This window comes from Streptomyces sp. NPDC031100 (assembly GCF_055570785.1).
This window is the reverse complement of record NZ_JBVIGN010000008.1, coordinates 154978-181669: the sequence shown is the minus strand read 5'-3', so window position 1 is coordinate 181669 and position 26692 is coordinate 154978. Positions and strand designations below refer to the sequence as shown.

The following is a 26692-nucleotide window of genomic DNA, read 5'->3' as shown; positions in this document are numbered from 1 at the left end:
GCACGATGGAGGGGAGGAGGCGACGCCATGACCCCTGACACCGAAGAACACCCGCAGATGTCCGTCGAGGACTTCGAGGAACTCGTCCGCAGGGCTCCTAGGGAACTGCGGTACCGCCTGGAGTTCCTCGGCGGAAGGCTGTGCGTTCGGCACGGCCCGCTCGACGTCGAGGAGTTCGAGGAGTTGGCCGCAGTGGCACCCGAAACCGTGCGGCTTGAGTACATCAACGGAAAAGTCGAGGTCAAGGCAGTGCCGGACGGCAACCACCGCTCAATCTTCATGTGGCTGTTGCGCCAGTGCATGCAGCACCGTCCCGACCTCGATCTCGTACCCGAGTCCGGTGTCAAGGCTGAGGCATACCGCAAGGGCCGCGCCCGCACGGACGGGACCCTCGTACCGGTGGACCACTTCACAGGCGATGGCGAGTGGTCGAAAACCGACGGTGTTCTCATGGCCGTGGAGATCACCTCCCACGACCGCGACACCGACCAGCGTGACCGCATCGACAAGCCCACCGGCTACGCGGCGGCCGGCATCCCCGTCTACCTCCTCATCGACCGCGACAGCAACACAGTCGTCGTCTACAGCGAGCCCAAGGACGGGCAATACCAGCGGTCTCCGTCCTACCCGTGGGGCACCACTGTCGAGCTGCCGCCGCCCGTGAGCATCACCCTCGACACCGAGCAACTCAAGCGGTACGCCGACTGACCTCAGTAAACGCCCGAGGGCGGCACCCCCAGCCACAAGCTGGAAGCACCGCCCTCGGTCGATGGGACAGGCGATCAACCGTCAGGTCGATCAGAAGTCCATGTCACCGCCCGGCATGCCGCCCGGAGCAGCCGCGGCGGCCTTCTCCGGCTTGTCGGCGATGACGGCCTCGGTGGTGAGGAACAGCGCGGCGATGGAGGCGGCGTTCTGCAGGGCAGAGCGGGTCACCTTCGCCGGGTCGATGATGCCCTCGGCGATCATGTCGACGTACTCGCCCGTGGCGGCGTTCAGACCGTGGCCGACGGCCAGGTTGCGCACCTTCTCCACGACGACGCCGCCCTCGAGACCACCGTTGACGGCGATCTGCTTCAGCGGAGCCTCCAGCGCGAGCTTCACGGCGTTGGCGCCGGTCGCCTCGTCACCCTCGAGCTCCAGCTTCTCGAAGACGCCCGAGGCCTGCAGCAGGGCCACGCCACCACCGGCGACGATGCCCTCCTCGACGGCGGCCTTCGCGTTGCGGACGGCGTCCTCGATGCGGTGCTTGCGCTCCTTGAGCTCCACCTCGGTGGCGGCACCGGCCTTGATGACCGCGACACCGCCGGCGAGCTTCGCCAGGCGCTCCTGCAGCTTCTCGCGGTCGTAGTCCGAGTCGCTGTTCTCGATCTCGGCGCGGATCTGGTTCACCCGGCCGTTGACCTGCTCGGAGGAGCCGGCACCGTCGACGATGGTGGTCTCGTCCTTGGTGATGACGACCTTGCGGGCGCGGCCCAGGAGGTCCAGGGTCGCGTTCTCCAGCTTGAGGCCGACCTCCTCGGAGATGACCTCGCCGCCCGTGAGGATGGCGATGTCGCCGAGCATGGCCTTGCGGCGGTCGCCGAAGCCCGGGGCCTTGACGGCGACGGACTTGAAGGTGCCGCGGATCTTGTTGACGACCAGGGTCGACAGGGCCTCGCCCTCGACGTCCTCGGCGATGATCAGCAGCGGCTTGCCCGACTGCATGACCTTCTCGAGGAGCGGGAGCAGGTCCTTGACGGAGCCGATCTTGGAGTTGGCGATGAGGATGTACGGGTCCTCGAGCGACGCCTCCATGCGCTCCATGTCGGTCGCGAAGTAGGCGGAGATGTAGCCCTTGTCGAAGCGCATGCCCTCGGTGAGCTCGAGCTCCAGGCCGAAGGTGTTGCTCTCCTCGACGGTGATGACGCCTTCCTTGCCGACCTTGTCCATGGCCTCGGCGATCAGCTCGCCGATCTGGGTGTCGGCGGCGGAGATGGACGCGGTGGAGGCGATCTGCTCCTTGGTCTCGACGTCCTTCGCCTGCTCGAGGAGGGCGGCGGAGACGGCCTCCACGGCCTTCTCGATACCGCGCTTGAGAGCCATCGGGTTGGCGCCGGCGGCTACGTTGCGCAGGCCTTCCTTGACCAGGGCCTGGGCCAGGACGGTCGCGGTCGTCGTGCCGTCACCGGCTACGTCGTCCGTCTTCTTCGCGACTTCCTTGACCAGCTCGGCGCCGATCTTCTCGTACGGGTCCTCGAGCTCGATCTCCTTGGCGATGGAGACACCGTCGTTGGTGATCGTGGGGGCGCCCCACTTCTTCTCGAGGACGACGTTGCGGCCCTTGGGGCCGAGCGTCACCTTCACGGCGTCCGCGAGCTGGTTCATGCCGCGCTCGAGGCCGCGCCGCGCCTCCTCGTCGAACGCGATGATCTTGGCCATGTGAAGTGGTCCCTCCAGGACTGGGGGTGATTCCTTCGGACCGCGCCCGCGCCCGCGACGGACGGCTCGCCGACCTGTGGTTCCTTGCCCCACCTGGCCTGCGGGCCTCACCGACCCGGTCCTTCTTTGTCACTCTCACCTTCAGAGTGCTAACGCCAATGATTAGCACTCGGCACCCCCGAGTGCAAGCGCCTCGGGGGTGACGGAGGGGGTACTCAGCCGCGCGCGAACACGGGGGCGGCGGGCATGACGAAGGGCCCGCACCCCAGGAGGTACGGGCCCTTCGAAGATGAGCAGTAGAACGTCGCTGTCAGTCGACGCGTGCTTCAGCTGGTCGCCAGCCGGACCATGTCCGCCTGCGGGCCCTTCTGGCCCTGCGAGATCTCGAAGTCGACCCGCTGTCCCTCTTCCAGGGTGCGGTAACCGTCCATCTGGATCGCGCTGTAGTGGACGAAAACATCCGCACCACCGTCGACCGCGATGAAGCCGTACCCCTTCTCCGCGTTGAACCACTTGACGGTGCCCTGAGCCATGCCTAACTCCCCTATTACTGGCCCTTGCACAGATCCACACTTCGCGGACCCGGGTCAGACCTCACCCCCCATTGGTCGGGGGCGTGCGCCGGAACGCGTCGACCGCGGCTGAATGTATCTGTCCAACTGCCGTCTGCAACAGGTCAATCGGACGAGAATTCTGGACGAGCCCGGTCCGGAATCTGCCGAGAATTCGTCCGAATTCAGGGCAAGTCGGGCTCCACAAATGGCGCGAATGCCGCATATCGCCCGCACACTTTGGCTACTTCTCATCGGGGCGGACGGCATGTTTCCGAGGCTTGCGACCCGCAAGCCCGGAGCGCGTTCCCCAACTGTACCGCGCTCAATCACACAGAATTGCCCCCTCCGCTTCTCTCACGGAGGGGGCAATGGGATGAACATTCAGTGACCGGGGTTACCGAAGGTAATGATCGGTCATTCTGTCAGCCGCCGGCGACGGCCGGAATGATGGAGACACCGGCGCCGTCCGGGGTCGCGGTCTCCAGGCCCTGCTCGAAACGCACGTCGTCGTCATTGACGTACACATTGACGAACCGACGCAGCTTGCCCTGGTCGTCCAGCACGCGGGCGGCGATCCCGGTGTGGTTCTTCTCCAGGTCCGCGATGACCTCGGAGAGGGTCGCGCCCTCGGCGGCGACCTCGGCCTGGCCGCCGGTGTAGGTGCGCAGGATGGTGGGGATGCGAACGGTCACGCTCATGCGAGGCCAGCCTCTCGGAAGGAGTCCAGGGTCGGGCGGATGGTGGCGGTGAGGCCGGTGCCGGCCACCGCGTCGAGGGTCTTGAGGCCGTCACCCGTGTTGAGGACGACCGTGGTCAGGGACGGGTCCAGGACGCCGTTCTCGATCAGCTTCTTCGTCACGCCGACGGTCACACCGCCGGCGGTCTCCGCGAAGATGCCCTCGGTCCGGGCCAGCAGCTTGATGGCGTCGACGACCTGCTCGTCCGTCACGTCCTCCACCGCACCGCCGGTACGGCGCGCGATGTCGAGGACGTACGGGCCGTCGGCCGGGTTGCCGATGGCGAGGGACTTGGCGATGGTGTTCGGCTTCTGGGGGCGGACCACGTCGTGGCCGGCCTTGAAGGCCGTGGACACCGGCGAGCAGCCCTCGGCCTGCGCACCGAAGATCTTGTACGGCCTGTCCTCGACCAGACCGAGCTTGATCAGCTCCTGCAGGCCCTTGTCGATCTTCGTCAGCTGGGAGCCGGAGGCGATCGGGACCACGATCTGGTCCGGGAGCCGCCAGCCGAGCTGCTCGCAGATCTCGTACGCCAGGGTCTTGGAGCCCTCCGCGTAGTACGGCCGCAGGTTGACGTTGACGAAGCCCCAGCCCTCGCCGGCCGGGTCGCCGATCAGCTCGGAGCAGAAGCGGTTCACGTCGTCGTAGTTGCCCTCGATGCCGACGAGTTCACCGCCGTAGACCGCGGCCATGACGACCTTGCCCTGCTCCAGGTCGTGCGGGATGAACACGCAGGAGCGGAAGCCGGCCCGGGCGGCGGCGGCGCCGACGGCGCCGGCCAGGTTGCCGGTCGAGGAGCAGGAGAGCGTGGTGAAGCCGAAGGCGCGCGCGGCCTCCAGGGCCTGGGCGACCACCCGGTCCTTGAAGGAGTGCGTCGGGTTGCCGGAGTCGTCCTTCACGTACAGCCCGCCGGTGACACCCAGCTCGCGCGCCAGGTTGTCGGCCTTGACGAGCTTGGTCCAGCCGGGGTTGATGTTGGGCTTGTCGGCCACGTCGGCGGGGACGGGCAGCAGCGGCGCGTAACGCCAGATGTTCGCGGGGCCGCCCTCGATGCGCTTACGCAGCTCTTCGGTGTCGTACGCGGAGAAGTCGTAGGCGATCTCCAGCGGGCCGAAACACTCCTCGCAGGCGAACAGCGGCCCGAGGGGCACCCGGTGACCGCACTCGCGACAGCTCAGCGCCGCGGCGGGGCCGAGGTCTACGGTGGGATTGCTGGTGCTTGCAACTGTCTGCACAGCCATGGAGGCGAGGCCCTTTCTCCTCATCTTCCTCACGACGCATCTCGCCGTGAGACGGATTTGGCACCTTCCCTAGCCGGGAGCCTCGCTGGAGAACGAGAAACCGACTGGAGGGTTGCCGGGGCTTCATCGGGCCGTGTCCCTCTGCCCCTCTGGATGAGCGGTATGTAGTTGTCAACGCGTGGTTGACCCTCGACATGCGATGGTCATCGGCGTTGTTCAAGACTGTAACCGAAGGCCAGGACAGTTGAGATAGTCGTCCGAACCGCGAGACACGTGAGGAGCCGCTGACTGTGCTGGAAGAAGTCGAGCGCTGGCTGGCCACCCGCTCCTGGTCCGTGACCGATCGCCCGCTCCACCAGATCCTGGCGGCCAAGCAGCGCACGGGCCAGTCGGTCTCCGTCGTGCTGCCCGCGCTCAACGAGGAGGAGACGGTCGGCGACATCGTCGCAGTCATCCGTCACGACCTCATGGAGCAGGTCCCGCTGGTCGACGAGATCGTCGTCGTCGACTCCGGGTCCACCGACCGCACCTCCGCGGTGGCCGCCGCCGCGGGCGCGCGGGTCGTCCACCGCGACGACATCCTCCCCCGCATCCCGGCCGCCCCCGGCAAGGGCGAGGTGCTGTGGCGCTCGCTGCTGGTGACCCACGGCGACATCGTCTGTTTCATCGACGCCGACCTGAAGGAGTTCTCCTCCGACTTCGTCTCCGGCATCGTCGGCCCGCTGCTCACCGAACCGGACGTCGACCTGGTCAAGGCGATGTACGACCGTCCGCTCGCCGGCGCGGCGGGGCAGGGCGGCCGGGTCACGGAACTCATGGCCCGCCCGCTGCTCAACATGCACTGGCCGCAACTGGCCGGATTCGTGCAGCCGCTGGGCGGCGAGTACGCGGCCCGCCGCTCGCTGCTGGAGCAGCTGCCGTTCCCGGTGGGCTACGGCGTGGAACTGGGCATGCTGGTCGACGCTCTGCACCTCGTCGGCCTGGACGCCCTCGCCCAGGTCGACGTCGGCGTCCGCAAGCACCGGCACCAGGACGGCCAGGCCCTCGGCCGCATGGCCGCGGCGATCTACCGCACGGCCCAGCTCCGGCTGGCCCGCGGCCATCTCGTCCGCCCCTGCCTCACCCAGTTCGAGCGGGGTGAGGACGGGTTCGAGCCGCGCACCTATTCGGTGGACACCGAGGAGCGGCCGCCGATGGCGGAGATCGCGGAGTACGCGGCGCGCCGGGTGGCGTGAGGCGCGCGCGAGAACGGCTGTATACAGCCCCCTTCCGGGGCAGACCGTACGTTTGAGCGTTTCGGGGCCGGGCTAGGTTGAGGACCATGGCTTCCACCCACGGTGCTGACGTTCTGGTCGCGTCCAATCGCGGCCCGGTTGCGTACGAGGCCCTCGAGGACGGCTCGCTGCTCGCCAAACGGGGCGGCGGCGGGCTGGTCTCGGGGCTGTCGGCCATCGGTCCGGACACCAACGCGGTGTGGGTGTGCGCCGCGCTGGGCGGCGGCGACCGGGAGGCGGTACGGCGCGCGGGCGGCGGGCTGCTGCCGGCCGAGGAGACCGGCGGGCAGCGGGTGCGGATGCTCGACATCGACGCGACCGTGTTCTCCGACGCGTACAACGGCATCGCCAACTCGGTGCTCTGGTTCGTCCACCACATGCTGTACCAGACCCCGCTGGAGCCGATCTTCGACGCGGAGTTCCGGCGGCAGTGGGCGTCGTACGAGGCGTACAACCGCGCCTTCGCCGAGGCGCTGGCCGAGGAGGCGGCGGACGGCGCGGCGGTGCTCATCCAGGACTACCACCTGGCCCTCGCCCCCCGGATGCTCCGGCAGCTCCGTCCCGACCTGCGCATCGGCCACTTCTCGCACACCCCGTGGGCCCCGCCGGACTACTTCCGCCTGCTGCCCGACGACATCGCGGCCGAGCTGCTGAGCGGCATCCTGGGCGCGGACCGGGCCGCGTTCCTGACCCGGCGGTGGGCGGACGCCTTCACCGACTGCTGTCACGCGGTGCTGGGTCCCGGCATCCCGTCCGGGACCCGGATCGGGGTGCACGGGCTGGGGGCGGACGCGGACTTCCTGCGCGAGCGGGCGCACCGGCCGGACGTGGCCGAACGGATGGCCGCGCTGCGGGACGAGATCGGCGAGGGGCGCCGGACGATCGTCCGGGTGGACCGCACCGAGCTGTCCAAGAACATCGTGCGCGGCCTGCTGGCGTACCGGCAGCTGCTGGAGGACCACCCCGAGTGGCGCGAACGGGTCGTCCATCTCGCCTTCGCCTACCCGTCCCGGCAGGACCTCGCCGTCTACCGCGAGTACACGGCGGAGGTGCAGCGGGAGGCGGAGACGATCAACTCCGTGTACGGGACCGCGGATTGGACCCCCGTCATCCTCCACGTCAAGGACGACTTCGCCCGCTCCCTGGCCGCGTACCGGCTCGCGGACGTGGCGCTGGTCAATCCGATCCGGGACGGCATGAACCTGGTCGCCAAGGAGGTGCCGGTCGTCTCCGACGAGGGGTGCGCGCTGGTGCTGTCGCGGGAGGCCGGGGCGTACGAGGAGCTGGGCGAGGATGCGATCGGGGTGAACCCGTACGACATCGGGGGGACGGCGAGGGCGCTGCACACTGCGCTGAGCCTGCCGGCGGACGAGCGGGCGGAGCGGTCGAAGAGGTTGGCTGCCGCCGCTACCGGGTTGCCGCCTGCGCAGTGGTTCCTGGATCAGCTGCACGCACTCGACGACTAACCCAGGTGTGCCGCCAAGGAGCGGAGGAGGGCTACGACTCCCTCCGGGCCCTCCACCACCACGTCCGACCGTTCCGCCAGTTCGGTGACCTCGGTGCTGCCGCTGCAGACCAGGAGGCCGGGGGTGCCGTCGGAGCGGAGTTCGTCCACGACTGCGTAGGCGGGGAGGTCGCCGAGGTCGTCGCCGGCGTAGAGGACGGTCTCGGCGCCGGTGGCGCGGACGTGGTCGCGGAAGGCGACGCCCTTGTCCATGCCCGGCGGCCGGAGTTCGAGGACCAGCCGGCCGGGTTCGACGATCAGTCCGTGCCGGGCGGCCAGGCCGGCGAGAGGCTCGCGCAGGGCCTCGAAGGCGGCCTGGGGGTCGTCGGCGCGGCGGGTGTGGACGGCGACGGCGCGGCCCTTCTCCTCGATCCAGGTGCCGTGCAAGGCGCCGACGCGGTCCAGGAGGCCGGGCAGCTCGGCGCGGACCGCGGCCACGCCGGGGTGCGGCGGGGGTGCGGTGACCGTGCCGGTCACGGCGTCCCAGCGCTCGGCGCCGTAGTGGCCGAGTACGACCAGGTGCTCCAGGCCGGACACGCCCGCGAAGCCGCCGTAGCGCACCGCGACCTCGGCGGGCCTGCCGGTGATGACGGCGACGGAGGCCACCTTGGGGGCGAGCGCGGCGAGTGCGGGTACGGCGTCGGGGTGGGCGCGGGCCTGCTCGGGGTCGGCGACGATCGGGGCGAGCGTGCCGTCGAAGTCGAGGCCGATCACCGCGGTGTGCGGCTTCGCGAGCAGCGCCTGGAGTCCGTCCCGCCCTGCCTGGGTCGCCGGGGTCGGCAGAAGGTCCATACACCGACAGTATCCAGCGTGGGTCGCTGTCACTCCTGGGCCCGGGAACGTCTCAGCGCTCGGCCCGGCGCGCCTCCCGCACCCGCCTCAGCCGGTTCACCGTCACCGGATCCAGCGCCAGCGCCCTCTGGTCGTCCAGCAGGGCGTTGAGGAGCTGGTAGTAGCGCACCGGGGCCAGGCCCAGTTCCTCGCGTATCGCCCGCTCCTTCGCGCCGGGGCCGGGAAAACCCCGGCGCTCCAGCGCGAGGATGGCTTTCTCACGGCTGCCCAGTTCCATGCAGGCAACCGTATCGCCGGGCACCGACAACCGGCTCAGTGCACGTCGCTGCTGTCCGCCGCCGTCGCCGTCGCCTGGAGGCGGGTCAGGACGCCGGCGGGGCTGCCGCCGGGGGTGACCGCCTGGCCTATGTCCTTCTTCACGGCCGCGCTGACCGCCGCCCATGAGGTCTTGCCGACGGGATACAGCTCGGAGATCGGCAGCTGGTCGAGGAAGGGGTGCAGGTCCTTGTCCGAGGCCGCGTCCGACTCGGTCATGGTGTTGGACGCGGAGCTGGTGACCGGCAGCAGCCCGTACTCACGGGAGAAGGCGAGGACGTTCTTCTCGTTGTAGGCGAAGTCGAGGAAGTCGCCGATCTGCCGGGCGTGCCCGCTCTGCTTGAAGCCCATCATCCAGTCGGCGACGCCCATCGCGGCCTTGGCCTTGCCGGAGCGGCCCGGCATCGGGACCGTGCCGAACTTCACGCCCTTCTCGGCGGCCTGCTGGATCAGCGTGGGATGCCCGTTGAGCATGCCGACCTGGCCGTCGGCGAAGGCGGCGAAGGCGTCCGCGCGGTTGAGCTTGCCGGGCTCCACGGGTCCGGTCAGCCCCTTGCCGACCAGCTCGTCCTTGAGCCAGGTGAAGGTCTGGACGTTCTGCGCCGAGTCGATCGTGTAGGTGCCGAGGTCGTCGGTGTAGCTGTTTCCGCCGCTCAGCAGCCACTGCATGGTCTCGGCCTGGGCCTCCTCCGGGCCGAGCGGCAGCGCGTAGGGGTACTTCACGCCCTTGGCCTTGAGTGCCTTCGCGTCGGCGGCCAGCTCGCTCCAGGTGGTGGGCGGGGTGATGCCGGCCTGGCTGAAGAGGGCCTTGTTGTAGAAGAGCACCCGGGTGGAGGCGGCGAACGGGATGCCGTACTGCACGTGCTTCCACTGGCCCGCGTCGGAGAGCTGGGAGAGGAAGTCGGCCTGCGTGCGTATGGAGAGCAGGTCGGAGGCCTGGTAGAGCTTGCCCGCGGCCGCGTAGTCGGCGTAGGCGCCGATCTGGGCCATGTCGGGGGCGTGTCCGGCGTCGACCATCTCCTTGACCTTGCGGTCGACGTCGTTCCAGGAGTAGACGCTGACCTCGATCTTCACGCCGGAGTGCTTGGCCTCGTACGCCTTGACCAGCTCGTCCCAGTACTTCTTGGAGCTGTTCTTCGCGGAGTCGCCGTAGTCGGCCGCGACGAGTCTGAGGGTCACGTCGGAGGAGCCCGTACTCCCGCAGCCGCCGAGGACCGCCGTCATGCCCAGTGCGGACACCACCGCGATCGTTCCTGCCGTACGCCGACGCACCGTCAAAGCCCCAACCCTGCTGTCTGACCGTTCAATATGTGGACACATAAGGTCTACACCACGCGAGTGGACTAGACCTCTTGTGGGTCTGCGGGCCACACTGTTCCCGTGAGACATGTCATCGCCCTGGACGTGGGCGGTACCGGGATGAAGGCGGCCCTCGTCGGCGACGACGGCTCGCTGCTGCACCGCGCCCGCCGCGCGACCGGCCGCGAGCGCGGGCCCGAGGCGGTGGTCGGGAGCATCCTCGACTTCGCCACGGACCTGCACGCGTACGGCAGGGAGCACTACGGCGAACCGGCCGCCGCGGCCGGCCTCGCGGTCCCCGGCATCGTCGACGAGGAGCAGGGCATCGCCGTCTACGCGGCCAACCTCGGCTGGCGGGACGTACCCCTGCGCGACCTGCTCGCCGAGCGGCTCGGCGTGCCCGTGGCGCTCGGCCACGACGTGCGCACCGGCGGGCTCGCCGAGGGCCGCATCGGCGCGGGCAAGGGCGCCGACCGGTTCCTGTTCGTGCCGCTGGGCACCGGCATCGCCGGGGCCATCGGCGTGGACGGCCGGGTGGAGGCGGGCGCGCACGGCTTCGCGGGCGAGATCGGCCACATCGTCGTACGACCGTCCGGCACCCCCTGCCCCTGCGGGCAGCGCGGCTGCCTGGAGCGGTACGCCTCCGCGTCCGCCGTCAGCGAGGCGTGGGCGGCGGCCTGCGGGGACCCGGACGCGGACGCGGCCGACTGCGCGAAGGCCGTCGCGTCCGGTGACCCGAACGCCGTCCGGGTGTGGCAGGAGGCGGTGGACGCGCTCGCCGACGGGCTGGTCACCGCGCTCACCCTGCTGGACCCGCGCACGCTGATCATCGGTGGCGGCCTGGCGGAGGCGGGGGAAGTGTTGTTCTCACCGCTGCGGGACGCCGTCCGGCGGCGGGTCACCTTCCAGAAGCTGCCGTCCATCGTCCCCGCCGCCCTCGGCGACACCGCCGGCTGCCTGGGCGCGGGACTTCTCGCCCGGGATCTCCTCGACTCCACCGACCCCACGGAGGTAACCGCCTGATGGCTCCCAGCTTGGTACTCGCAGGTGCTCGGGTGGTGCTGCCCACCGGCGTGGTGGACGACGGGCGGGTGGTCGTGGAGGGCACGAGGATCGCGGCGACCGCACCAGCGGACGCCGAGGTCATCGACGTACGCGACCACTGGCTGGTCCCCGGCTTCGTGGACATCCACAACCACGGCGGCGGCGGAGCCTCCTTCTCCGGCACGGCCGAGGACGTCCTGACCGCCATCCGCACCCACCGCCTGCACGGCACGACCACGCTGGTCGCCTCCACCGTCACCGACGAGATGGACCTGCTGGTGCGGCAGGCCGGGCTGCTGAGCGAGCTGGCCGAGCAGGGCGACATCGCCGGCATCCACTTCGAGGGGCCGTTCATCTCCCCGTGCCGCAAGGGCGCGCACTCCGAGGAGCTGCTGCGCGACCCGGAGCCGGCCGAGGTGCGCAAGCTGATCGACGCGGGGCGCGGCCGGGCGAAGATGGTCACCCTCGCCACCGAGCTGCCGGGCGGCATCGACTCCGTACGACTGCTCGCGGAGCACGGCGTGATCGCCGCCATCGGCCACACGGACGCCACCTACGAGCAGACGGTCGAGGCCATCGACGCGGGCGCCACGGTCGCCACCCACCTCTTCAACGCCATGCCCACCCTCGGCCACCGCTCCCCCGGCCCGATCGCCGCCCTGCTGGAGGACGAGCGGGTGACGGTGGAGCTGATCAACGACGGCACGCATCTGCACCCGGCCGCCCTGGAGCTGGCCTTCCACCACGCGGGAGCGCGCCGGGTCGCATTCATCACCGACGCGATGGACGCGGCCGGCATCGGCGACGGCCGCTACATGCTCGGCCCGCTGGAGGTCGAGGTCAGCGCGGGCGTGGCCCGGCTGGTGCAGGGCGGCTCGATCGCGGGCTCCACGCTGACCCAGGACCGGGCGTTCAAGCGGGCGGTGACCGTCGATCAGCTGCCGGTGGAGGACGCCGTAGCGGCTCTTTCCGCCAACCCGGCCCGCCTCCTGGGCCTCTCCGATCGCATCGGCTCCCTGGAACCCGGCAAGGACGCGGACCTGGTCCTGCTGGACGCGAACTTCGACGTGAAGGGCGTGATGCGCCAGGGCGAATGGGTGGTAGCGCCCCAACTGCCCTGATCCGTCCCCCTCTTCGCCAGCCGGCGGCCGATCCTCGCACTGGGCCGGCCGCCGTCTCTTTGGCATGATCGGGTCCCCGGAAACGATGGCGCGCGTAGGGACTTCGAGGGAGGTCGGCCCCGGTGATCCTCACGGTCACACTGAACACCGCTCTCGACATCACCTATCGCGTACGGTCCCTGCGCCCGCACACCTCGCACCGCGTCTCGGACGTCATGGAACGCCCGGGCGGCAAGGGCGTGAACGTCGCCCGGGTCCTGGCCGCCCTCGGCCACGAGGTGACGGTCACCGGTTTCGCGGGCGGCGCGACCGGGCGCGCGATACGCGACCGGCTCGCGGACACGCCCGGCGTGACGGACGCGCTGGTGCCGGTCGCCGGGGCGACCCGTCGCACGATCGCGGTCGTGGACGAACTATCCGGCGACACGACCCAGTTGAACGAACCGGGCCCGCAGGTCTCGCCGGCCGAGTGGGCCGCCTTCCTGGGCGCATACAGCGAACTCCTGGACGGGGCCTCGGCGGTGGCCCTGTGCGGCAGCCTGCCGCCGGGGGTACCGGTCGGCGCGTACGCGGGCCTGGTCCGCACCGCACGCACTCTCGGCGTCCCGATCCTCCTGGACACCAGCGGCGAGCCCCTGCGGCGCGGAGTCGCCGCCCGCCCCGACATCATCAAGCCCAACGCCGACGAACTGGCCGAACTCACCGGATCCCACGAGCCGTTGCGCGCGACCCAGGACGCGCGGCGGCGCGGGGCCCAGGCGGTGGTGGCCTCGCTGGGCGCGGAAGGCCTGCTCGCCGTGACCCCGGAGGGCCACTGGCACGCCACCCCACCCACCCGCGTCCACGGCAACCCGACCGGTGCGGGGGACTCGGCGGTCGCGGGCCTGCTGTCGGGGCTCGTGGAGCGGCTCCCCTGGCCGGACCGCCTGGCCCGCGCGGTCGCCCTGTCGGCGGCGACGGTGGTGGCTCCGGCGGCCGGTGAGTTCGACCAGTCGGTGTACGAGGAGCTACTGGGGCGGATTTCGGTGACCGGGAAAGCCAGCGCCGCGTGATCTCTTCTTGAGGGTCTTACGATGCGCCAGGACCAACGCGATCAAAGAGTTCACCCGTGAGAGTGCCGAGGAGCCCCTCTTCCACTTCCTCTTCGTCATCGGGAGCCTTCTTGGCCTCACCGTGCGCACTGTCAGGGGCAGGCTCAGGGCGCGCGATTGCTCCCTCGACCGATCCCTCGGTGGTGGACTTTTGCGAAGTAACCGCGGTTGCGCCAGTCATACCGATCGCGGCGAGCAGAACAGGGGTGGCGATCGCAATGGCCAAGGTTCTGAGTGCACGCATGGTTTCCGCCTCCTCTAGAACAACGTCACCGCGAAGCTACCTCGACAATCATTCCGAAAAACTGCTCAACGAACTAACCACTCGTACGGCCGAGCATCTGACGGCGGAACATAGAGAAGTGCCGGCTCCAGAACTGTGCTAGCCCTCTGCAAGACCTCCGTCTTGTGGCGCCTATGACTGGGGAGTGCGACCGGAGGGCGTACGAGGAGCCGTTGGGGCGGGTGGCAGTGACGGGGGAAGTCAGCGCGGCCCAACTCTGAGCCAGCTGCGCCCCGATGCGATGAACGGGCAAGGATGCTCCAGGTAGTGGACGGTGCACAGAAGAAAGGTTTCAGCCAACCTCTGAGGTCCCCCTTCTTCAGGGATATGAAGCGGCTAGCCTGCCAAGGCGCCATCCAGACAGCACACCCAGGAGCGAACGTGAACAAAACGGCGGGACTTGCAATTTCCGGCGCGGCAGCAATTCTTCTCAGTGCCTTCACAACTAGTCCAGCACAGGCTGACGACCCTGCGTTTGCCGGGTGCTCAACCACCGGGGCGTCGGGGGGAGTGAAGATTACCAATTGGTACCAGCCCACCGCGACAGTCGGGTTGGTTTTCAACCTTTACGACACCAGCCCTGATGGTGATCATGTCCGGATACGGCTGGTCAGCAAGCAGTACAACGGTCACGTGGTCTCTTGGCCTTGGCGGAAGAACCTGGATGGATCAGGTACATCCAAGATCTGGAGTAGCTCCGCGTCAGACGATAAAGGGCTCTTCGAAATCGGTGTGCAGGTCGCCAGATTTAAGGGCGACACTCTTCTCAATTCCTGTACCGACTGGGCCTGAAAGCCAGGGCCTGGCACCAGGAGGGGAACCCCGTCGTCTCCACATGGGACGACGGGGCCTGTTTCTCAGCTCGTCAGCTTCCGACTTTGCCTTCCTTCAGCCACAACTGGTCCAGCAGGACGTTGCACTTGTCGCCGTCCTCGCAGGAGATCGAGATCGTGTTGGTCCCCTTGCTAAGGGTCGGCCGCTGCGGGGGCGGGTGGCGGTGGTCAGTGCGGCTTAGCTGTCCCGCGTGACCTTGCCCTTCTTCAGCCAGAGCTGGTCCAGCAGGACATTGCACTTGTCGCCGGGCTGACAGGAGAGCGAAACGGTGTTCGACCCCTTGTTCAGCGTCGGCCAGGCGTAAGTCTCCATCCAGGCCGTAGCCGGGTCGGACTGATGGGCGAAATTGCCGAGGTTGAACTTGCGGCCGAACGGCTTGCCGTTGAAGGTGAGGGTCATCGACTGATCCTCACCAGGGTTGTTGAACCGCGCGAAGAGCGTGTACGCGCCGTCCTCGGGGAGGTTGAACGTCCAGGTCACCGATGCCCCGACCGTGTTCAGACCGCCCACGTAGGTGCCACCCGCTCCCTGGGCGCCCTTGACGTCCGAGACCCTAGCGGCACCACCCGACAGCTGTACGGAGCTGTCCGCGGCGTCGACCTTCGGCAGTTCCCCTGACGCCTCCGAGCTGCTCCCCGAAGGGCTCGGCTCGCTGGTCTGGGACTGGGTCGGGGACCCGCCCGCCTGGTTGCCGGTCTTGTCGTCGTCCGAGTTGCCGTTGATGATCGCGACGCTGATGCCTATGACGACCGCGGCGACCACCGCTATCGCGCCGATCAGCAGACCCTTGGTGTTGGGGCCTCGGCCGCCGCGGCCGGTGGCGGGGGGCATGGGCTGCCGGCTGGTCGGGGCGCCGCCGGGGAGGGTCTCGGGGGCCTGGTAGTGGGCGTTCGGCTGGCCGTGGGCACCCGGCTGCTGCGGGATGCTGGGCTGCTGGCCGTAGCCACCCTGCGGCTGGCCGTACGGGGCCTGCTGGCCGTACTGGCGCTCGCCGACCGTCCGCACCCTGCTGACCGAGTTCGGGTAGCCGTAACCGCCGGACGGCGGCTGGGCTCCTCTGGCCTGGCCGTCGGCGTACAGGTAGCCGAACGGGTCGTCGTCCTCGGGCGTGCTCGGGCCGTTTTCGCCGGGCGTCATCCCTTGGTCTCCTCAGCGGGTGCGGGTGGATGCGATACAGGGGTTTGAAGGGCGAGCCTACCCGCTCTGGCTGGTCCAAACGGGTGACTCGGACCGCATCAGCTCACTGACCTGCGGATCATCCGGCGCGCCGGTGCTGTTTGGGACGAGATCGTTTCTCTACGTACATACGCTCGTCGGCTGACTTCAACACTTCGTCCGCAGTCATGCCGCAGTGTGCCCACCCGATGCCGAAGCTGGCGCCCACCCGGACGGCCCGGCCCTCGGCCCGGATCGGCTGGATGATCTCGTTGCGCAGCCGTACGGCGAGGTCCTGGGCGTCGGCCTTGCCGAGGCCATCGGCGAGGATGACGAACTCGTCGCCGCCGAGGCGGGCCACGGTGTCACCGTCGCGGACGCCCCGGGAGAGCCGGCGGGCGACCTCGATCAGGACCGCGTCGCCCGCGTTGTGGCCGAAGCGGTCGTTGATCGACTTGAAGCCGTCCAGGTCGCAGAAGAGGACCGCGAGGCCCTTGGTGCCGTCGTCGTGGCCGTCCTCGGGGGCGACGGTGTGGACGTGGTGGTCGTAGCCGTCGAGCGCCTCCGCGCCCGGCGCGAAGTCGAAGCCGTGGCCGGTGGGGGTGTCGAACGCGGGGTGGCCGTAGGCCGCGTCCAGGGATTCCAGGGCGCCGGGGTGGGCCTGGCGCTGGCACAGGCGGGCCGACAGGCGCGAGCGCAGCTCGGCGGAGTTCGGCAGGCCGGTGAGGGAGTCGTGGGAGGCGCGATGGGCGAGCTGCAGCTCGCGGCGCTTGCGCTCCTCGATGTCCTCGACGTGGGTGAGCAGGAAGCGGGGGCCGTCGGCCGCGTCGGCGACGACCGAGTTGCGCAGGGACACCCAGACGTAGGTGCCGTCGCGGCGGCCCAGGCGCAGCTCGGCGCGGCCACCCTCCGCGGAGGTCCGCAGCAGCGTGCCGATGTCCTCGGGGTGGACGAGGTCGGAGAAGGAGTAGCGGCGCATCGCGGAGGCGGGGCGGCCCAGCAGACGGCACAGGGCGTCGTTGGTGCGCAGGATCCGGCCGTGCTGGTCGCCGCCCATCTCGGCTATCGCCATGCCGGAGGGGGCGTACTCGAAGGCCTGCCTGAAGCTTTCCTCGCTGGCCCTGAGGGCCTGCTGCTCGCGCTCCAGGCGGACCAGGGCGCGCTGCATGTTCGCACGTAGACGCGCGTTGCTGATCGCGATGGCGGCCTGGAAGGCGTACATCTGGAGGGCCTCGCGGCCCCAGGCGCCGGGGCGGCGGCCGTTGCGCGGCCGGTCGACGGATATGACGCCGAGCAGCTCGCCGGAGGAGCCGCCCTGCACACCGGGCGTGTACATCGGCGCGAAGAGCCGGTCGGAGGGGTGCCACTCGTCCTCGAAGCGCGGCGCGGGCCCGTCGGTGTACCACTGCGGGACGTCGTCGTCGTCCAGCACCCAGCCCTCGGTGTGCGGTATGAACACCAGGTCGCCCCACTGCTCGCCCATGTTCAGCCGTCGCAGCCAGGAGTCACGGGAGCCGACCCGGCCGGTGATCAGGGCCTCGGCCGCGGAGTTGCCGGACAACGCGGCGACCACCAGGTCACCGTCGGGGCGTACGAGGTTGACGCACGCCATCTCGAACCCGAGGGCGTTCACCGCGCCGTCGGCGACGGTCTGCAGTGTGTCGGCCAGGCTGCGTGCCGTGTTCATGTCGGCCATGACCTGGTGCAGCTGCCGCAGGGACGCAAGGCGGACATACGGCTCCGACTCGGTCTCCATGCTCACCCTCCCCCCGAGACCTCGCAGCGAATCAAGGGTGCTCTTACAGCTTCCCCGCCACTGAATCACAGCGCGCTGCCCACTCGGTACACAGGGTCAACAATTCCTGCCTCTTGTGACTCAAGTCACAGAGGAACGTGAACAATTGAGTGGAGTTTCTGCGTTTTCCCCGTGCATTTAACGAACCGGCATTGCGAGTGCGTCCTTCCGTGGTCCTAGGACCCGGTTCGGCCCAGGGCCCGATGCGGTGCGCGCGGAGCGGAGATTAGCGTCTGCGGCGTGCTGAACACTCCCTCACCCACCGCCACAGCAGCTTCCGGGCATGCTGAGGGGGTGAGCAACGACGAGTTCCGGGCCGCGATGTCCAGGCTGGCCGACGGCGTGGTCCTGGTGACCGCGCAGGAACCGCCGCTGGACCCGGACGACCCGACCGCGCCGGGCGGCGAGGACGTCGGCATGACCGCCACCGCCTTCATGTCCGTCTCGCTGGACCCGCCGCTGGTGCTGGTCAGCCTGCGCGCGGGCGCCCGCATGGACGACCTGCTCGACGAGCAGCCGCTGTGGGCCGTCTCGGTCCTCTCCGAGAGTCAGCGCCACATCGCCGGCCGCTTCGCCATGAAGGGCCGCATCAGCGACCGTCTGCTCTTCGAGGATCTCGCCTACGTCCGCGGGGAGGCCACCGGCGCCCCGCTGATGGGCGGCGCGCTCGCCACCCTGGAGTGCCGCACCGAGCAGCGGGTGACGGCCGGCGACCACACCCTCGTCATCGGCCGGGTGCTGACCGCGCGGGTACCGAGCGCGGAGGGCGGACCGCTGCTCTATTTCCGCGGCCGGTACCGGCAGTTGGGGTGATCGGGCGCCCCCGGAATTCCATGGCGGGGCCGTGAACGCCCGGCCTAATGTGCACGGGTGACTGCTCATCTGGAAGAGATATCTCCCCGGAATCTCAAAGCCGCGCTCGCCATTCGCATCCGCCCCGACCAGGAACACGCGGTCGCGCCGGTCGCCCATTCCCTCGCCGAGGCATACGTCCACCGCCCCGGCGTCGCCTGGCCCCGGCTGATCGTGGACGGCGACCGCGCGGTCGGCTTCCTGATGGCCTTCCTCGACATCGACTGGCACGAGGACGGCAGCACGATCCGCTCCGGCCTGTGGCGGCTGAACATCGCCGCCGGGGAACAGGGCAAGGGGTACGGCCGCTTCGCCGTCGACTCCGTCGCCGCGGAACTCCGCCGCCGGGGCGCCAAGGAGATGTACGTCTCCTGGCACCCTGGCCCGGACGGCCCCGAGGAGTTCTACCTCCGGCTCGGCTTCCGCAAGAACGGGGAGACGAGCGGAGACCAGACGGTCGGCGTGCTCGACCTGGCTTAGACGGTCTCGACCGTGAGCGTGGCCAGCCGCGCCGGATCGGACACCACCTCGATGACGGCGATCCGGTCGCGCACGAAGGCGAAGGTCAGGACGCGTTCGGGGCGGCCGTCGGCGCCCTTGGCCAGCAGGCCGGGCACACCGTCGATCAGCGCCGGGTGCGCGACCGGGCCGAAGCGGGCGTAGCTGGTCGCCCCGGCGGCGACCGCCGCCGCGCCGGCGGTCACACCGGCCTCGCTGCGGGCCACGACATCCGGGTCGAGCACGGCCAGCAGCCCCTCGAAGTCGCCGTCCCGCGCGGCGGCCAGGAAGGCGTCCACGACCTCCCGCTGCCGGGCGAGCCGGGCGTCCGGGACCTCGGCGCCCCGCACCCGCCGCCGGGCCCGGCTGGCGAGCTGCCGGGCGGCCTCGGGGCTGCGGCCGAGGATGCCGGCGACCGTCTCGAACGGCACCGCGAACAGGTCGTGCAGCACGAACGCGAGCCGCTCGGCGGGCGTGAGGGTGTCGAGGACGACGAGCAGGGCGACCCCGACCGAGTCGGCGAGCAGGGCGTCCTGCGCGGGATCCGGTTCGGCGGACGGCGCCGGGTGCCAGGTGTCCAGCGGCTGTTCGGCACGCGAGCGGCGGGAGCGGAGCAGGTCCAGGCAGACCCGGCCGACGACCGTGGTCAGCCAGCCCCCGAGGTTCGCCACCTGCCGCTCGTCGGTCCGGCTGAGCCGGACCCACGTCTCCTGCACGGCGTCCTCGGCCTCGGCGGCGGACCCGAGCATGCGGTAGGCGACGGCACGGAGACGGTCCCGGTGCGTCTCGAAGCGCTCGGCAAGGAAGTCGTTGTCACTCGTGGGGTCACTCGTGGGGTCATTCACGGGGTCACTCATGGGGTCACTCATGGGCGGGCCGCCCTCTCCGTCCCGTTCCGTCTGCGGTCAGTGGGGTGACGGATCGGGGGGCGGGGATGTGACATCCGAGCGCGAGCCATGTGCCGCCGACAACAGGTAGGACGGGGCCCGCCGTCGGACAAACGTGCGAGGATCCCCGGGTGAACGATCTCCGCCTCCGCCCGGCCACCGAGGCCGATCTGGCTGTCCTAGTCCGCCTCCGCGACGACGCGGCACGCTGGATGCTGACCCGCGGCATCACCGGGCAGTGGCGGCCGGGGGAGCTGGACGAGGACCACTTCCGCGGGGTCATGGCGCATGGCGAGGTCTGGCTCGCGGAGACCGGCGGGCGTATCGCCGGCGCCTGGGAGCTGTGGTGGGAGGACGAGGCCGCCTGGGGTCCGCAGCCGCCCGTGGCCGGATACGTGCACCGGCTCATGGTGGACCGGAGCACCGCCGCGCCCGGGACGGGACGGCTGCTGCTGAGGGCTGCGGAGCGCCGAGTGGCTGCGGTGGGACGGGCATGTGTGCGCCTGGACTGCTTGGCCGGCAATGCGCAGCTCAACGCCTACTACCGGGGCGCCGGTTACCGCGTCGTGGGCCACAAGGAAGGCAAGCCGCAGCCGGGCGGGGCGCCCAAGTCGTTCACGCTGCTGGAGAAGGATCTACGGCAGGCAGGGGAGAGCGGAGACCAGGGAGTCCCTACCCCCAGTCCCGCCCCGAGCGGCCCCGCTTCGTCTCCGAGCGGGCCTTCTTCTCCCGCAGTCGGCGCTCGTTGATCCCGCGGGGGATGCGGGTCGGTCTGCGGGGCTTGGGCGGGGGTGCGGTGGCCTCGGCGAGGAGGGCGGTGAGGCGTACGGCGGCGGTCTCGCGGTTGCGCCACTGGGAGCGGTGCTCGGAGGACCGTACGACGACGACGCCGTCCACGAGCCGCCCGGCCAGCCGCTGCAGCGCACGCTCCTTCCACACCTGGGGAAGCGCCTCGGTGGCCGCGAGGTCGAAGCGCAGCTCCACCTGCGAGTCGCTGGTGTTCACGTGCTGCCCGCCGGGCCCGGACGACCTGGAGAAACGCCACGTCAGCTCGGCCTCGGGAAGCGAGACCGAGCCACGGATGATGTAAGGCCCGGACATGCGTCCCATGGTCCCGGCTCGGCCCGCCTCACGTCACCCGGTTTTCGCCATGGGTAAAAAAGGTAAAGGCCTCCGGAACCATCGGGACCCCCCTCGACGTTCTTCGGGGTGACGGTAGCTTCGTCGGCACAGAAACCTAAGGGGAAGGACTCCCAATCATGGCTGTAAGCCTGTCCAAGGGTGGCAACGTCTCGCTCACCAAGGAGGCTCCGGGCCTGACCGCCGTCACCGTGGGCCTCGGCTGGGACGTCCGCACCACCACCGGCACGGACTTCGACCTGGACGCCTCGGCGATCGCGGTCAACGGACAGGGCAAGGTCTACTCGGACGGCCACTTCGTCTTCTTCAACAACAAGCAGACCCCGGACAACTCCATCGTCCACACGGGTGACAACCGCACGGGCGAGGGCGCCGGCGACGACGAGGCGATCAACGTCAACCTGGCCGCGCTCCCGGCCGACATCGACAAGGTCGTCTTCCCGGTCTCCATCTACGACGCCGAGAACCGCGGCCAGAACTTCGGCCAGGTCCGCAACGCCTACATCCGCATCGTCAACCAGGCCGGCGGCGCCGAGATCGCCCGCTACGACCTCTCCGAGGACGCCGCCACCGAGACGGCCATGATCTTCGGCGAGCTGTACCGCAACGGCGCGGAGTGGAAGTTCCGCGCGGTCGGCCAGGGCTACGCCTCGGGCCTGGTGGGCATCGCTCAGGACTTCGGCGTGAACGTCTGACGGACGCTGCGCCGTGCGGGAACCCCGGCTTCGGCCGGGGTTCCGGTGTTCGTGGCCGCGGTAGGTTGCCCCGCGTGATCCTCGAACGCCTGCCCGCCGGCCCCGACATCCCGGCCCCGCTGCTCACCGAGCTGACCGCGCTGTACGTCTCCAACCGCGAGTTCCACGCGCTCAGCGGGGACTTCCCCGACCCGGACGACGTACGCCCCGAGCAGGTGGCGGCCGCGCTGGCCGACGAACTGGTCCACCCGGACGCCGAGGTGCTGCTGGCCCGTGCCGCGGGGCGGCTGGTCGCGATCGTGATCACGCTGGCCCACCACCCCGACCCGGCCGATCCGGATCCGTGGATCGGGCTGCTGATGGTCGACGCGGGGGTGCACGGGCAGGGGTACGGGCGGCGGCTCGCGGAACTCGTCGAGGACCGCTTCCGCACGCAGGGTCGTACCGCCGTACGGCTCGCCGTCCTCGACAACAACCCCAAGGGCCTGGCCTTCTGGACCGCCCTGGGCTACGAGGTCGTCGCCCGCCGCCCCGACCGCGCCCTCGGCCGCCCCTGCACCGTGCTGCGCAAGGTGCTGCGCAGACCGCGGCAGGCGGCCCGGGTCGCCGTCGTGGACCCCGCGGGCGCGGTGTTCCTCTTCCGGTACGACAACGACGAGGTCGGCGCCCACTGGGCCCTGCCCGGCGGCGGCCTGGAGCCGGGCGAGAGTCCGCGCGAGGGCGCCCTGCGGGAGCTGGCCGAGGAGACCGGCTGGACCGATCTGGAGCCGGGCCCCCTGCTGTGCACCTGGGAACACGACTTCACGCGCATGGACATCCCCGTCCGCCAGCACGAGCACATCTACGTGACCCACGGCCCGCGCCGCGCACCGACAGGCCCCGGCCTGACCGCCTCGCACGCCGCCGAGGGCATCCTCGCCTGGCGCTGGTGGAGCAGACAGGAGCTGGCCGAGGAAGCAGAGCCGGTGTGGCCGCCGGACCTCGCGCGGCTGCTGGACGAGCGGGAGGGCTGAGCGGGACGCGGCCGCACGGGAGGAGTTCTGTGCATCCAGGGCATCAAGTGCACGCGCCGGAAGGAGAGTTGATGGCAGGTGCCGCGTCCGGATAACGGATTTCGCGACACGTCTTTCGGATACGAACACGTAAAGTCTTGTCACCACCCTGTCAAACAGGCCATGGCTGATGTCACTCTCTCCTCGCCGCCGCAACTCTGTGCATTCCCTGTGTCCTGCCTGTGTCTCCGACCCCACGGAGACCGGCCAGAAGGAGACCGAGTGAGTCAGCAGCCCCACACCTCCCGCAAGACCGCAGTGCGCGCCGCCGCCCTGGTCGGCTCGGCCGCCATGGTCGTCCTCGCGCTGCAGAACGGCGCCGCCACCGCCGCCCCCACGCACACCCCCGGCGCGACGGCCCTCCCGCTCAGCACCACGGCCCGCGCCGCAGCTCTTGCGTCCGCCCAGCACAACGCCGGTGCGGCAGCCCGCGAGCTCGGCCTCGGCGCCCAGGAGAAGCTGGTCGTCCGGGACGTGGTCAAGGACCGCGACGGCACCGTTCACACCCGGTACGAGCGCACGTACGCGGGTCTGCCCGTCCTCGGCGGCGACCTGGTCACGCACGTGGCGAAGAGCGGTGCGCTCAAGGGCGTCAGCAAGGCGGCCAAGGCCCGGATATCCGTGCCGACCACCGCCGCGGCCGTCTCCCCCGCGAGCGCGAAGAAGGCCGCCCTCAAGGCCGCCGACACCGCCAAGGCCACGGCCGCCACCTCCCGCAAGGTCGTCTGGGCCGCCGGCGCCAAGCCGGTCCTCGCCTACGAGTCCGTCGTCAAGGGCCTCCAGCACGACGGCACCCCGAGCGAGCTGCACGTCATCACCGATGCCCAGACCGGCAAGAAGATCTACTCCTACGAGGCGGTCGACACCGGTACGGGCACCAGCCGGTACAGCGGCACGGTCACGCTCGGCACGACCCCCTCGGCCTCCGGCGGCTTCGACCTGATCGACGGCGGCCGCGGCGGCCACAAGACGTACGACCTCAACGGCGGTACGTCCGGCACCGGCACCCTCTTCCACGACGCCGACGACGCCTGGGGCGACGGCACCGTGACCAACCGCCAGACCGCCGCCGTCGACGCCGCCTACGGCGCCGCCGTCACCTGGGACTTCTACAAGTCCGCGTTCAACCGCAACGGCATCGCGGGCGACGGCAAGGCCGCCTACTCCCGCGTCCACTACGGCAACGCCTACGTCAACGCCTTCTGGGACGACAGCTGCTTCTGCATGACGTACGGCGACGGCGCGAACAACGCCGACCCGCTCACCTCGCTCGACGTGGCCGGCCACGAGATGAGCCACGGGCTGACCGCGGCCACGGCGAAGCTCAACTACAGCCGTGAGTCCGGCGGTCTGAACGAGGCCACCTCGGACATCTTCGGCACCTCGGTGGAGTTCTTCGCGAACAACTCCTCCGACGTCGGTGACTACCTCATCGGCGAGAAGATCGACATCAACGGCAACGGCACCCCGCTGCGCTACATGGACAAGCCCAGCAAGGACGGCAGCTCGGCCGACTACTGGTCGAAGACGGTCGGCCGCCTCAACGTGCACTACTCGTCGGGCGTCGCCAACCACTTCTTCTACCTGCTGAGCGAGGGCAGCGGCGCGAAGACGATCAACGGGGTCTCCTACGACTCCCCGACCATCGACGGCTCCACGGTCACCGGGATCGGCCGGGCCAAGGCCGACCAGATCTGGTACAAGGCCCTGACCACGTACTTCACGTCGACGACCACCTACGCGGGCGCCCGCACCGGCACCCTGCAGGCCGCGGCCGACCTGTACGGCTCGGGCAGCGCGGAGTACAACGCGGTGGCGGCGGCCTGGAAGGCGGTCAACGTCAAGTAGCCGCGGGCATACGGCAGTACGGCGGCCGGGCCACTCGGATCACGGGCGGTCCGGCCTGCCGTCCCCGTACAGCCAGTCCTTCCAGATCCCGGAGAAGTCCTTGTCCGGGGCCTTCTTCTCGACGTACGCGGTGAAGTCGGCGGTGCTCGCGTTGCCGTGGCGGCGGGCTGCGGCCCAGCCCTGGATGATGTCGTAGAAGGTGTCGTCGCCGACCTTCTGGCGGATCTTCTGCAGGACCATCGCGCCGCGCTCGTAGACGGGACTGTCGGAGACGTGCGCGGCGCTGGAGGGCTTCGCCGGCGGGAAGGCCCACACGGCCTCGTCGTCGTCCTCGTACAGCTCGTCGAAGGTCTCCTGGGCGCTCTTGCCGCCGTGGTCCTCCGCGTACAGCCACTCCGCGTACTCCGCGAAGCCCTCGTTGAGCCACATGTCCTGCCAGCTCTTCGGGGTGACCGAGTTGCCGTACCACTGGTGGGCGAGTTCGTGCACGAGGGTGCTGGTGTCGGTGGCGCCGGGGAAGACGGGCCGGGTCTGGGTCTCCAGGGCGTAGTCGAAGTCGTCGGGCCCGGCGATGATCGCGCCGGCGGAGGAGAACGGGTAGGGGCCGAAGTTGGTCTCCTCCCAGTCGAGGATCTCGGGGATCTTCGCGAGCACCTTGGCGCTCGCCTTGACCTGGCCGGGTATGACGGCCGTGAGGACGGGCAGGCCGTGCGGGCCCGTGGTGCGGGTGATCGTGTAGTGGCCGATGGCGACGGTGGCCAGGTAGCTCGCCATGGGCTGGGCGGTGTGCCAGGCGAAGGTGGTGCGGCCGCCCTTGGTGCTCTGGCCGGTCGACTCGCCGTTGGAGACGGCCTGGAGGCCCTTCGGGACGGTGACCGTGATGTCGTACGTCGCCTTGTCCGAGGGGTGGTGGTTGCCGGGGAACCAGGCCATGGAGCCGATCGGCTCGCCGAGCGCGAGCGCGCCGTCGTCCGTGCTCAGCCAGCCCTCCTCGGAGCCGTCGGGGTCGGTGACGGTCTTCGGGGTGCCCGAGTAGCGGACGGTGGTGGTGAACGTCTCGCCCTTGCCGAGGTCGTCGTGGGGGCGGACGGTGAGTTCCTGGCCGGTGCGGTTCCAGCGGGCACGCCTGCCCTCGACGGTGACCGACTCGACGTCCAGTCCGGTGAGGTCGAGGTCGAAGGCGGACAGCCCCTTGGTGGCGCGGGCGGTGATGACCGCCTTGCCGGTGAGGTACTCGGAGTCCGGGGCGTAGTCGAGGGTCAGGGCGTAGTGGGTGACGTCGTAGCCGCCGTTGCCCGCCTTCGGGAAGTACGGGTCGCGCACGCCGGAGCCGCCCGGGGTGCCGTGGACGCCTCCGTCGCACGCGGTGCCGGTGAGGGCGAGGGCGAGGACGGCTGCGGCGGACGGGACAAGACGTGCGGATCTGGACATGTCAGTGATCCTATGCGGGCGGGGCGCACCGGGGCAGGGCCGGGGTGGCGGGCGTGACACCATCTCCTGCGTGCTCGACATCGGCTACGCCCTCTCCAACCGCTTCCCGGACCCGCCGCAGACCGACTACCGGCGTGCGGACGTCCACGCGCTGCGGCACGACCTGTTCTGCGGGGACGTCTACCTCGCGGACACCGAGACGGACCGGGAGCTGTCCACAGCCTGGGGATGGGTGCCGGTGCTGGACTTCGCGTGGGCGCTGTGCGACATCGCGGAGCAGCTGGACCGGGACCCCATGGGCTCCCGCGCCTCCCGGCCGCAGCACGCGGAGCTGGACTTCACCGAGTCCACCGACCGGATGCTGTTCGAGCGCCGCTTCGGCTGGGTGGACGTCGAGGCCGACTGGATGCCGGCCGAGGAGGCACCGCTCACCTTCTCCCACACCGCACTGCGCCGCGAGGCCCGCGACTTCCTGCACGACCTGATCGCCGACCTGACCGACCTCCACGAGGACCTGGCGGAGAACCCCGCGATCTGGACCCTTCAGGCCCGGTTTCCCCGGGTGCCGTGAGCAAGCGGCTCGGCCGCGCATCCCGGCGGGGGTCTTCAGGGCGGTAGAAACTGTTCCTCGCCGCGCACGGCGTGAGGGATTTCGAGAACCGCACGCACACCCTGCTGGCCTGCATCGACGGGCTGGTCTTAGAACGGCTGGTGAGCGGCGGCGACGTGCCGCGCGAGGCCCTCGAAGGCCTGGTCGCCGCCGCCCTGCGTCCGGACCCGGCCGTCCACGTCCCGGACTGGACGACGTGTGCCCGGCCATGAGAAACGA

Annotated in this window: 27 protein-coding genes, 1 pseudogene and 1 riboswitch; of the genes and pseudogenes, 15 read left to right on the top strand and 13 right to left on the bottom strand. The window is 70.0% G+C overall.

The window, feature by feature from the left end:
* The first annotated feature begins 27 nt into the window (after nt 1–27).
* On the top strand, nt 28–708 hold the full coding sequence (locus tag ACZ5DS_RS23435; protein WP_468241704.1) for a Uma2 family endonuclease: 681 nt from the start codon (nt 28–30) through the stop codon (nt 706–708).
* A gap of 90 nt (nt 709–798) precedes the next feature.
* Here the strand turns inward: ACZ5DS_RS23435 and groL are convergent, their stop codons facing one another.
* The 4 genes from groL to thrC form a co-directional block, all read right to left on the bottom strand.
* Nucleotides 799–2421 carry a chaperonin GroEL gene (gene groL / locus ACZ5DS_RS23430; protein ID WP_468241702.1) on the bottom strand — a complete coding sequence of 541 codons (1623 nt, stop codon included), beginning with the start codon at nt 2419–2421 and terminating at the stop codon, nt 799–801.
* 326 nt (nt 2422–2747) lie between these two features.
* The gene (locus tag ACZ5DS_RS23425) at nt 2748–2954 is read right to left on the bottom strand and encodes a cold-shock protein (RefSeq protein ID WP_019057200.1); all 207 of its coding nucleotides are present in this window, start codon (nt 2952–2954) and stop codon (nt 2748–2750) included.
* Nucleotides 2955–3397: 443 nt separating this feature from the next.
* Entirely contained in the window at nt 3398–3673 is a 276-nt protein-coding gene (locus ACZ5DS_RS23420; protein WP_468241699.1) for a MoaD/ThiS family protein, read from the bottom strand.
* Nucleotides 3670–4953, bottom strand: coding sequence for a threonine synthase (gene thrC, locus ACZ5DS_RS23415; RefSeq protein ID WP_468241696.1), 1284 nt, complete (start codon nt 4951–4953; stop codon nt 3670–3672). The genes ACZ5DS_RS23420 and thrC overlap by 4 nt, the downstream gene beginning before the upstream one ends.
* A 17-nt stretch (nt 4954–4970) precedes the next feature.
* A riboswitch (SAM riboswitch) is annotated at nt 4971–5113 on the bottom strand.
* A gap of 130 nt (nt 5114–5243) precedes the next feature.
* On the opposite strand from thrC, the gene ACZ5DS_RS23410 reads away from it, so the two are divergent.
* Together ACZ5DS_RS23410 and ACZ5DS_RS23405 are read left to right on the top strand one after the other, a co-directional pair.
* A complete protein-coding gene (locus ACZ5DS_RS23410; RefSeq protein ID WP_468241693.1) occupies nt 5244–6188 on the top strand; it encodes a glucosyl-3-phosphoglycerate synthase in 945 nt (314 codons plus the stop codon).
* A gap of 86 nt (nt 6189–6274) precedes the next feature.
* Complete coding sequence (locus tag ACZ5DS_RS23405; protein WP_468241691.1) at nt 6275–7693, top strand: alpha,alpha-trehalose-phosphate synthase (UDP-forming); 1419 nt, start codon at nt 6275–6277, stop codon at nt 7691–7693.
* On the opposite strand, the gene otsB is transcribed toward ACZ5DS_RS23405, so the two are convergent.
* From otsB to ACZ5DS_RS23390, 3 genes are read right to left on the bottom strand one after another with little or no spacing between them, the layout of a single operon-like run.
* Complete coding sequence (otsB, locus tag ACZ5DS_RS23400) at nt 7690–8523, bottom strand: trehalose-phosphatase (protein ID WP_468241689.1); 834 nt, start codon at nt 8521–8523, stop codon at nt 7690–7692. The two genes, ACZ5DS_RS23405 and otsB, sit on opposite strands and share 4 nt — an antisense overlap.
* A gap of 52 nt (nt 8524–8575) precedes the next feature.
* On the bottom strand, nt 8576–8800 hold the full coding sequence (locus ACZ5DS_RS23395) for a DUF3263 domain-containing protein (RefSeq protein ID WP_468241685.1): 225 nt from the start codon (nt 8798–8800) through the stop codon (nt 8576–8578).
* A gap of 35 nt (nt 8801–8835) precedes the next feature.
* Nucleotides 8836–10110, bottom strand: coding sequence for an extracellular solute-binding protein (locus ACZ5DS_RS23390; RefSeq protein ID WP_468242172.1), 1275 nt, complete (start codon nt 10108–10110; stop codon nt 8836–8838).
* 108 nt (nt 10111–10218) lie between these two features.
* Between ACZ5DS_RS23390 and ACZ5DS_RS23385 the strand changes: the two genes are divergently transcribed.
* From ACZ5DS_RS23385 to ACZ5DS_RS23375, 3 genes are all read left to right on the top strand, one after another.
* A complete protein-coding gene (locus ACZ5DS_RS23385; RefSeq protein ID WP_468241683.1) occupies nt 10219–11160 on the top strand; it encodes an ROK family protein in 942 nt (313 codons plus the stop codon).
* Nucleotides 11160–12302, top strand: coding sequence for an N-acetylglucosamine-6-phosphate deacetylase (gene nagA, locus ACZ5DS_RS23380; RefSeq protein WP_468241681.1), 1143 nt, complete (start codon nt 11160–11162; stop codon nt 12300–12302). The genes ACZ5DS_RS23385 and nagA overlap by 1 nt, the downstream gene beginning before the upstream one ends.
* A gap of 122 nt (nt 12303–12424) precedes the next feature.
* Nucleotides 12425–13354, top strand: coding sequence for a 1-phosphofructokinase family hexose kinase (locus tag ACZ5DS_RS23375; protein ID WP_468241679.1), 930 nt, complete (start codon nt 12425–12427; stop codon nt 13352–13354).
* Between the two features lie 16 nt (nt 13355–13370).
* Here the strand turns inward: ACZ5DS_RS23375 and ACZ5DS_RS23370 are convergent, their stop codons facing one another.
* The gene (locus ACZ5DS_RS23370) at nt 13371–13637 is read right to left on the bottom strand and encodes a hypothetical protein (protein WP_468241676.1); all 267 of its coding nucleotides are present in this window, start codon (nt 13635–13637) and stop codon (nt 13371–13373) included.
* Nucleotides 13638–14057: 420 nt separating this feature from the next.
* Here ACZ5DS_RS23370 and ACZ5DS_RS23365 point away from each other — a divergent pair, with 420 nt between their 5' ends.
* On the top strand, nt 14058–14468 hold the full coding sequence (locus tag ACZ5DS_RS23365) for a hypothetical protein (RefSeq protein WP_468241674.1): 411 nt from the start codon (nt 14058–14060) through the stop codon (nt 14466–14468).
* Between the two features lie 219 nt (nt 14469–14687).
* On the opposite strand, the gene ACZ5DS_RS23360 is transcribed toward ACZ5DS_RS23365, so the two are convergent.
* Nucleotides 14688–15647 (bottom strand): carbohydrate-binding protein, encoded by a 960-nt coding sequence (locus ACZ5DS_RS23360; RefSeq protein WP_468241672.1) that lies wholly within the window; start codon nt 15645–15647, stop codon nt 14688–14690.
* A gap of 118 nt (nt 15648–15765) precedes the next feature.
* Entirely contained in the window at nt 15766–17421 is a 1656-nt protein-coding gene (gene cdgB, locus ACZ5DS_RS23355) for a diguanylate cyclase CdgB (protein ID WP_468241669.1), read from the bottom strand.
* Between the two features lie 279 nt (nt 17422–17700).
* Between cdgB and ACZ5DS_RS23350 the strand changes: the two genes are divergently transcribed.
* Both ACZ5DS_RS23350 and ACZ5DS_RS23345 read left to right on the top strand, forming a co-directional pair.
* Nucleotides 17701–18273 (top strand): flavin reductase family protein, encoded by a 573-nt coding sequence (locus ACZ5DS_RS23350; RefSeq protein ID WP_468241667.1) that lies wholly within the window; start codon nt 17701–17703, stop codon nt 18271–18273.
* A gap of 57 nt (nt 18274–18330) precedes the next feature.
* Nucleotides 18331–18792: a GNAT family N-acetyltransferase gene (locus ACZ5DS_RS23345; protein WP_468241665.1), complete on the top strand. Its 462-nt coding sequence runs from the start codon at nt 18331–18333 to the stop codon at nt 18790–18792.
* On the opposite strand, the gene ACZ5DS_RS23340 is transcribed toward ACZ5DS_RS23345, so the two are convergent.
* Nucleotides 18789–19667, bottom strand: a complete 879-nt coding sequence (locus ACZ5DS_RS23340) for a sigma-70 family RNA polymerase sigma factor (protein ID WP_468241663.1) — start codon at nt 19665–19667, stop codon at nt 18789–18791. The genes ACZ5DS_RS23345 and ACZ5DS_RS23340 overlap by 4 nt on opposite strands.
* 161 nt (nt 19668–19828) lie before the next feature.
* Between ACZ5DS_RS23340 and ACZ5DS_RS23335 the strand changes: the two genes are divergently transcribed.
* Complete coding sequence (locus ACZ5DS_RS23335) at nt 19829–20446, top strand: GNAT family N-acetyltransferase (protein ID WP_468241661.1); 618 nt, start codon at nt 19829–19831, stop codon at nt 20444–20446.
* Here the strand turns inward: ACZ5DS_RS23335 and arfB are convergent.
* Nucleotides 20370–20807: an alternative ribosome rescue aminoacyl-tRNA hydrolase ArfB gene (gene arfB / locus ACZ5DS_RS23330; protein WP_468241659.1), complete on the bottom strand. Its 438-nt coding sequence runs from the start codon at nt 20805–20807 to the stop codon at nt 20370–20372. The two genes, ACZ5DS_RS23335 and arfB, sit on opposite strands and share 77 nt — an antisense overlap.
* A gap of 149 nt (nt 20808–20956) precedes the next feature.
* On the opposite strand from arfB, the gene ACZ5DS_RS23325 reads away from it, so the two are divergent.
* From ACZ5DS_RS23325 to ACZ5DS_RS23315, 3 genes are all read left to right on the top strand, one after another.
* Nucleotides 20957–21532, top strand: a complete 576-nt coding sequence (locus ACZ5DS_RS23325) for a TerD family protein (RefSeq protein ID WP_468241657.1) — start codon at nt 20957–20959, stop codon at nt 21530–21532.
* 74 nt (nt 21533–21606) lie between these two features.
* Complete coding sequence (locus ACZ5DS_RS23320) at nt 21607–22545, top strand: bifunctional GNAT family N-acetyltransferase/NUDIX hydrolase (protein WP_468241655.1); 939 nt, start codon at nt 21607–21609, stop codon at nt 22543–22545.
* Between the two features lie 330 nt (nt 22546–22875).
* Nucleotides 22876–24432 carry a M4 family metallopeptidase gene (locus tag ACZ5DS_RS23315; protein WP_468242170.1) on the top strand — a complete coding sequence of 519 codons (1557 nt, stop codon included), beginning with the start codon at nt 22876–22878 and terminating at the stop codon, nt 24430–24432.
* Between the two features lie 39 nt (nt 24433–24471).
* On the opposite strand, the gene ACZ5DS_RS23310 is transcribed toward ACZ5DS_RS23315, so the two are convergent.
* Nucleotides 24472–25863: a M1 family metallopeptidase gene (locus ACZ5DS_RS23310; RefSeq protein ID WP_468241652.1), complete on the bottom strand. Its 1392-nt coding sequence runs from the start codon at nt 25861–25863 to the stop codon at nt 24472–24474.
* A 70-nt stretch (nt 25864–25933) separates the two neighbouring features.
* Between ACZ5DS_RS23310 and ACZ5DS_RS23305 the strand changes: the two genes are divergently transcribed.
* Nucleotides 25934–26434: a hypothetical protein gene (locus ACZ5DS_RS23305; protein WP_468241650.1), complete on the top strand. Its 501-nt coding sequence runs from the start codon at nt 25934–25936 to the stop codon at nt 26432–26434.
* Between the two features lie 53 nt (nt 26435–26487).
* Nucleotides 26488–26685: pseudogene (locus ACZ5DS_RS23300) on the top strand (hypothetical protein); the annotation flags it as partial.
* Nucleotides 26686–26692 lie beyond the last annotated feature (7 nt).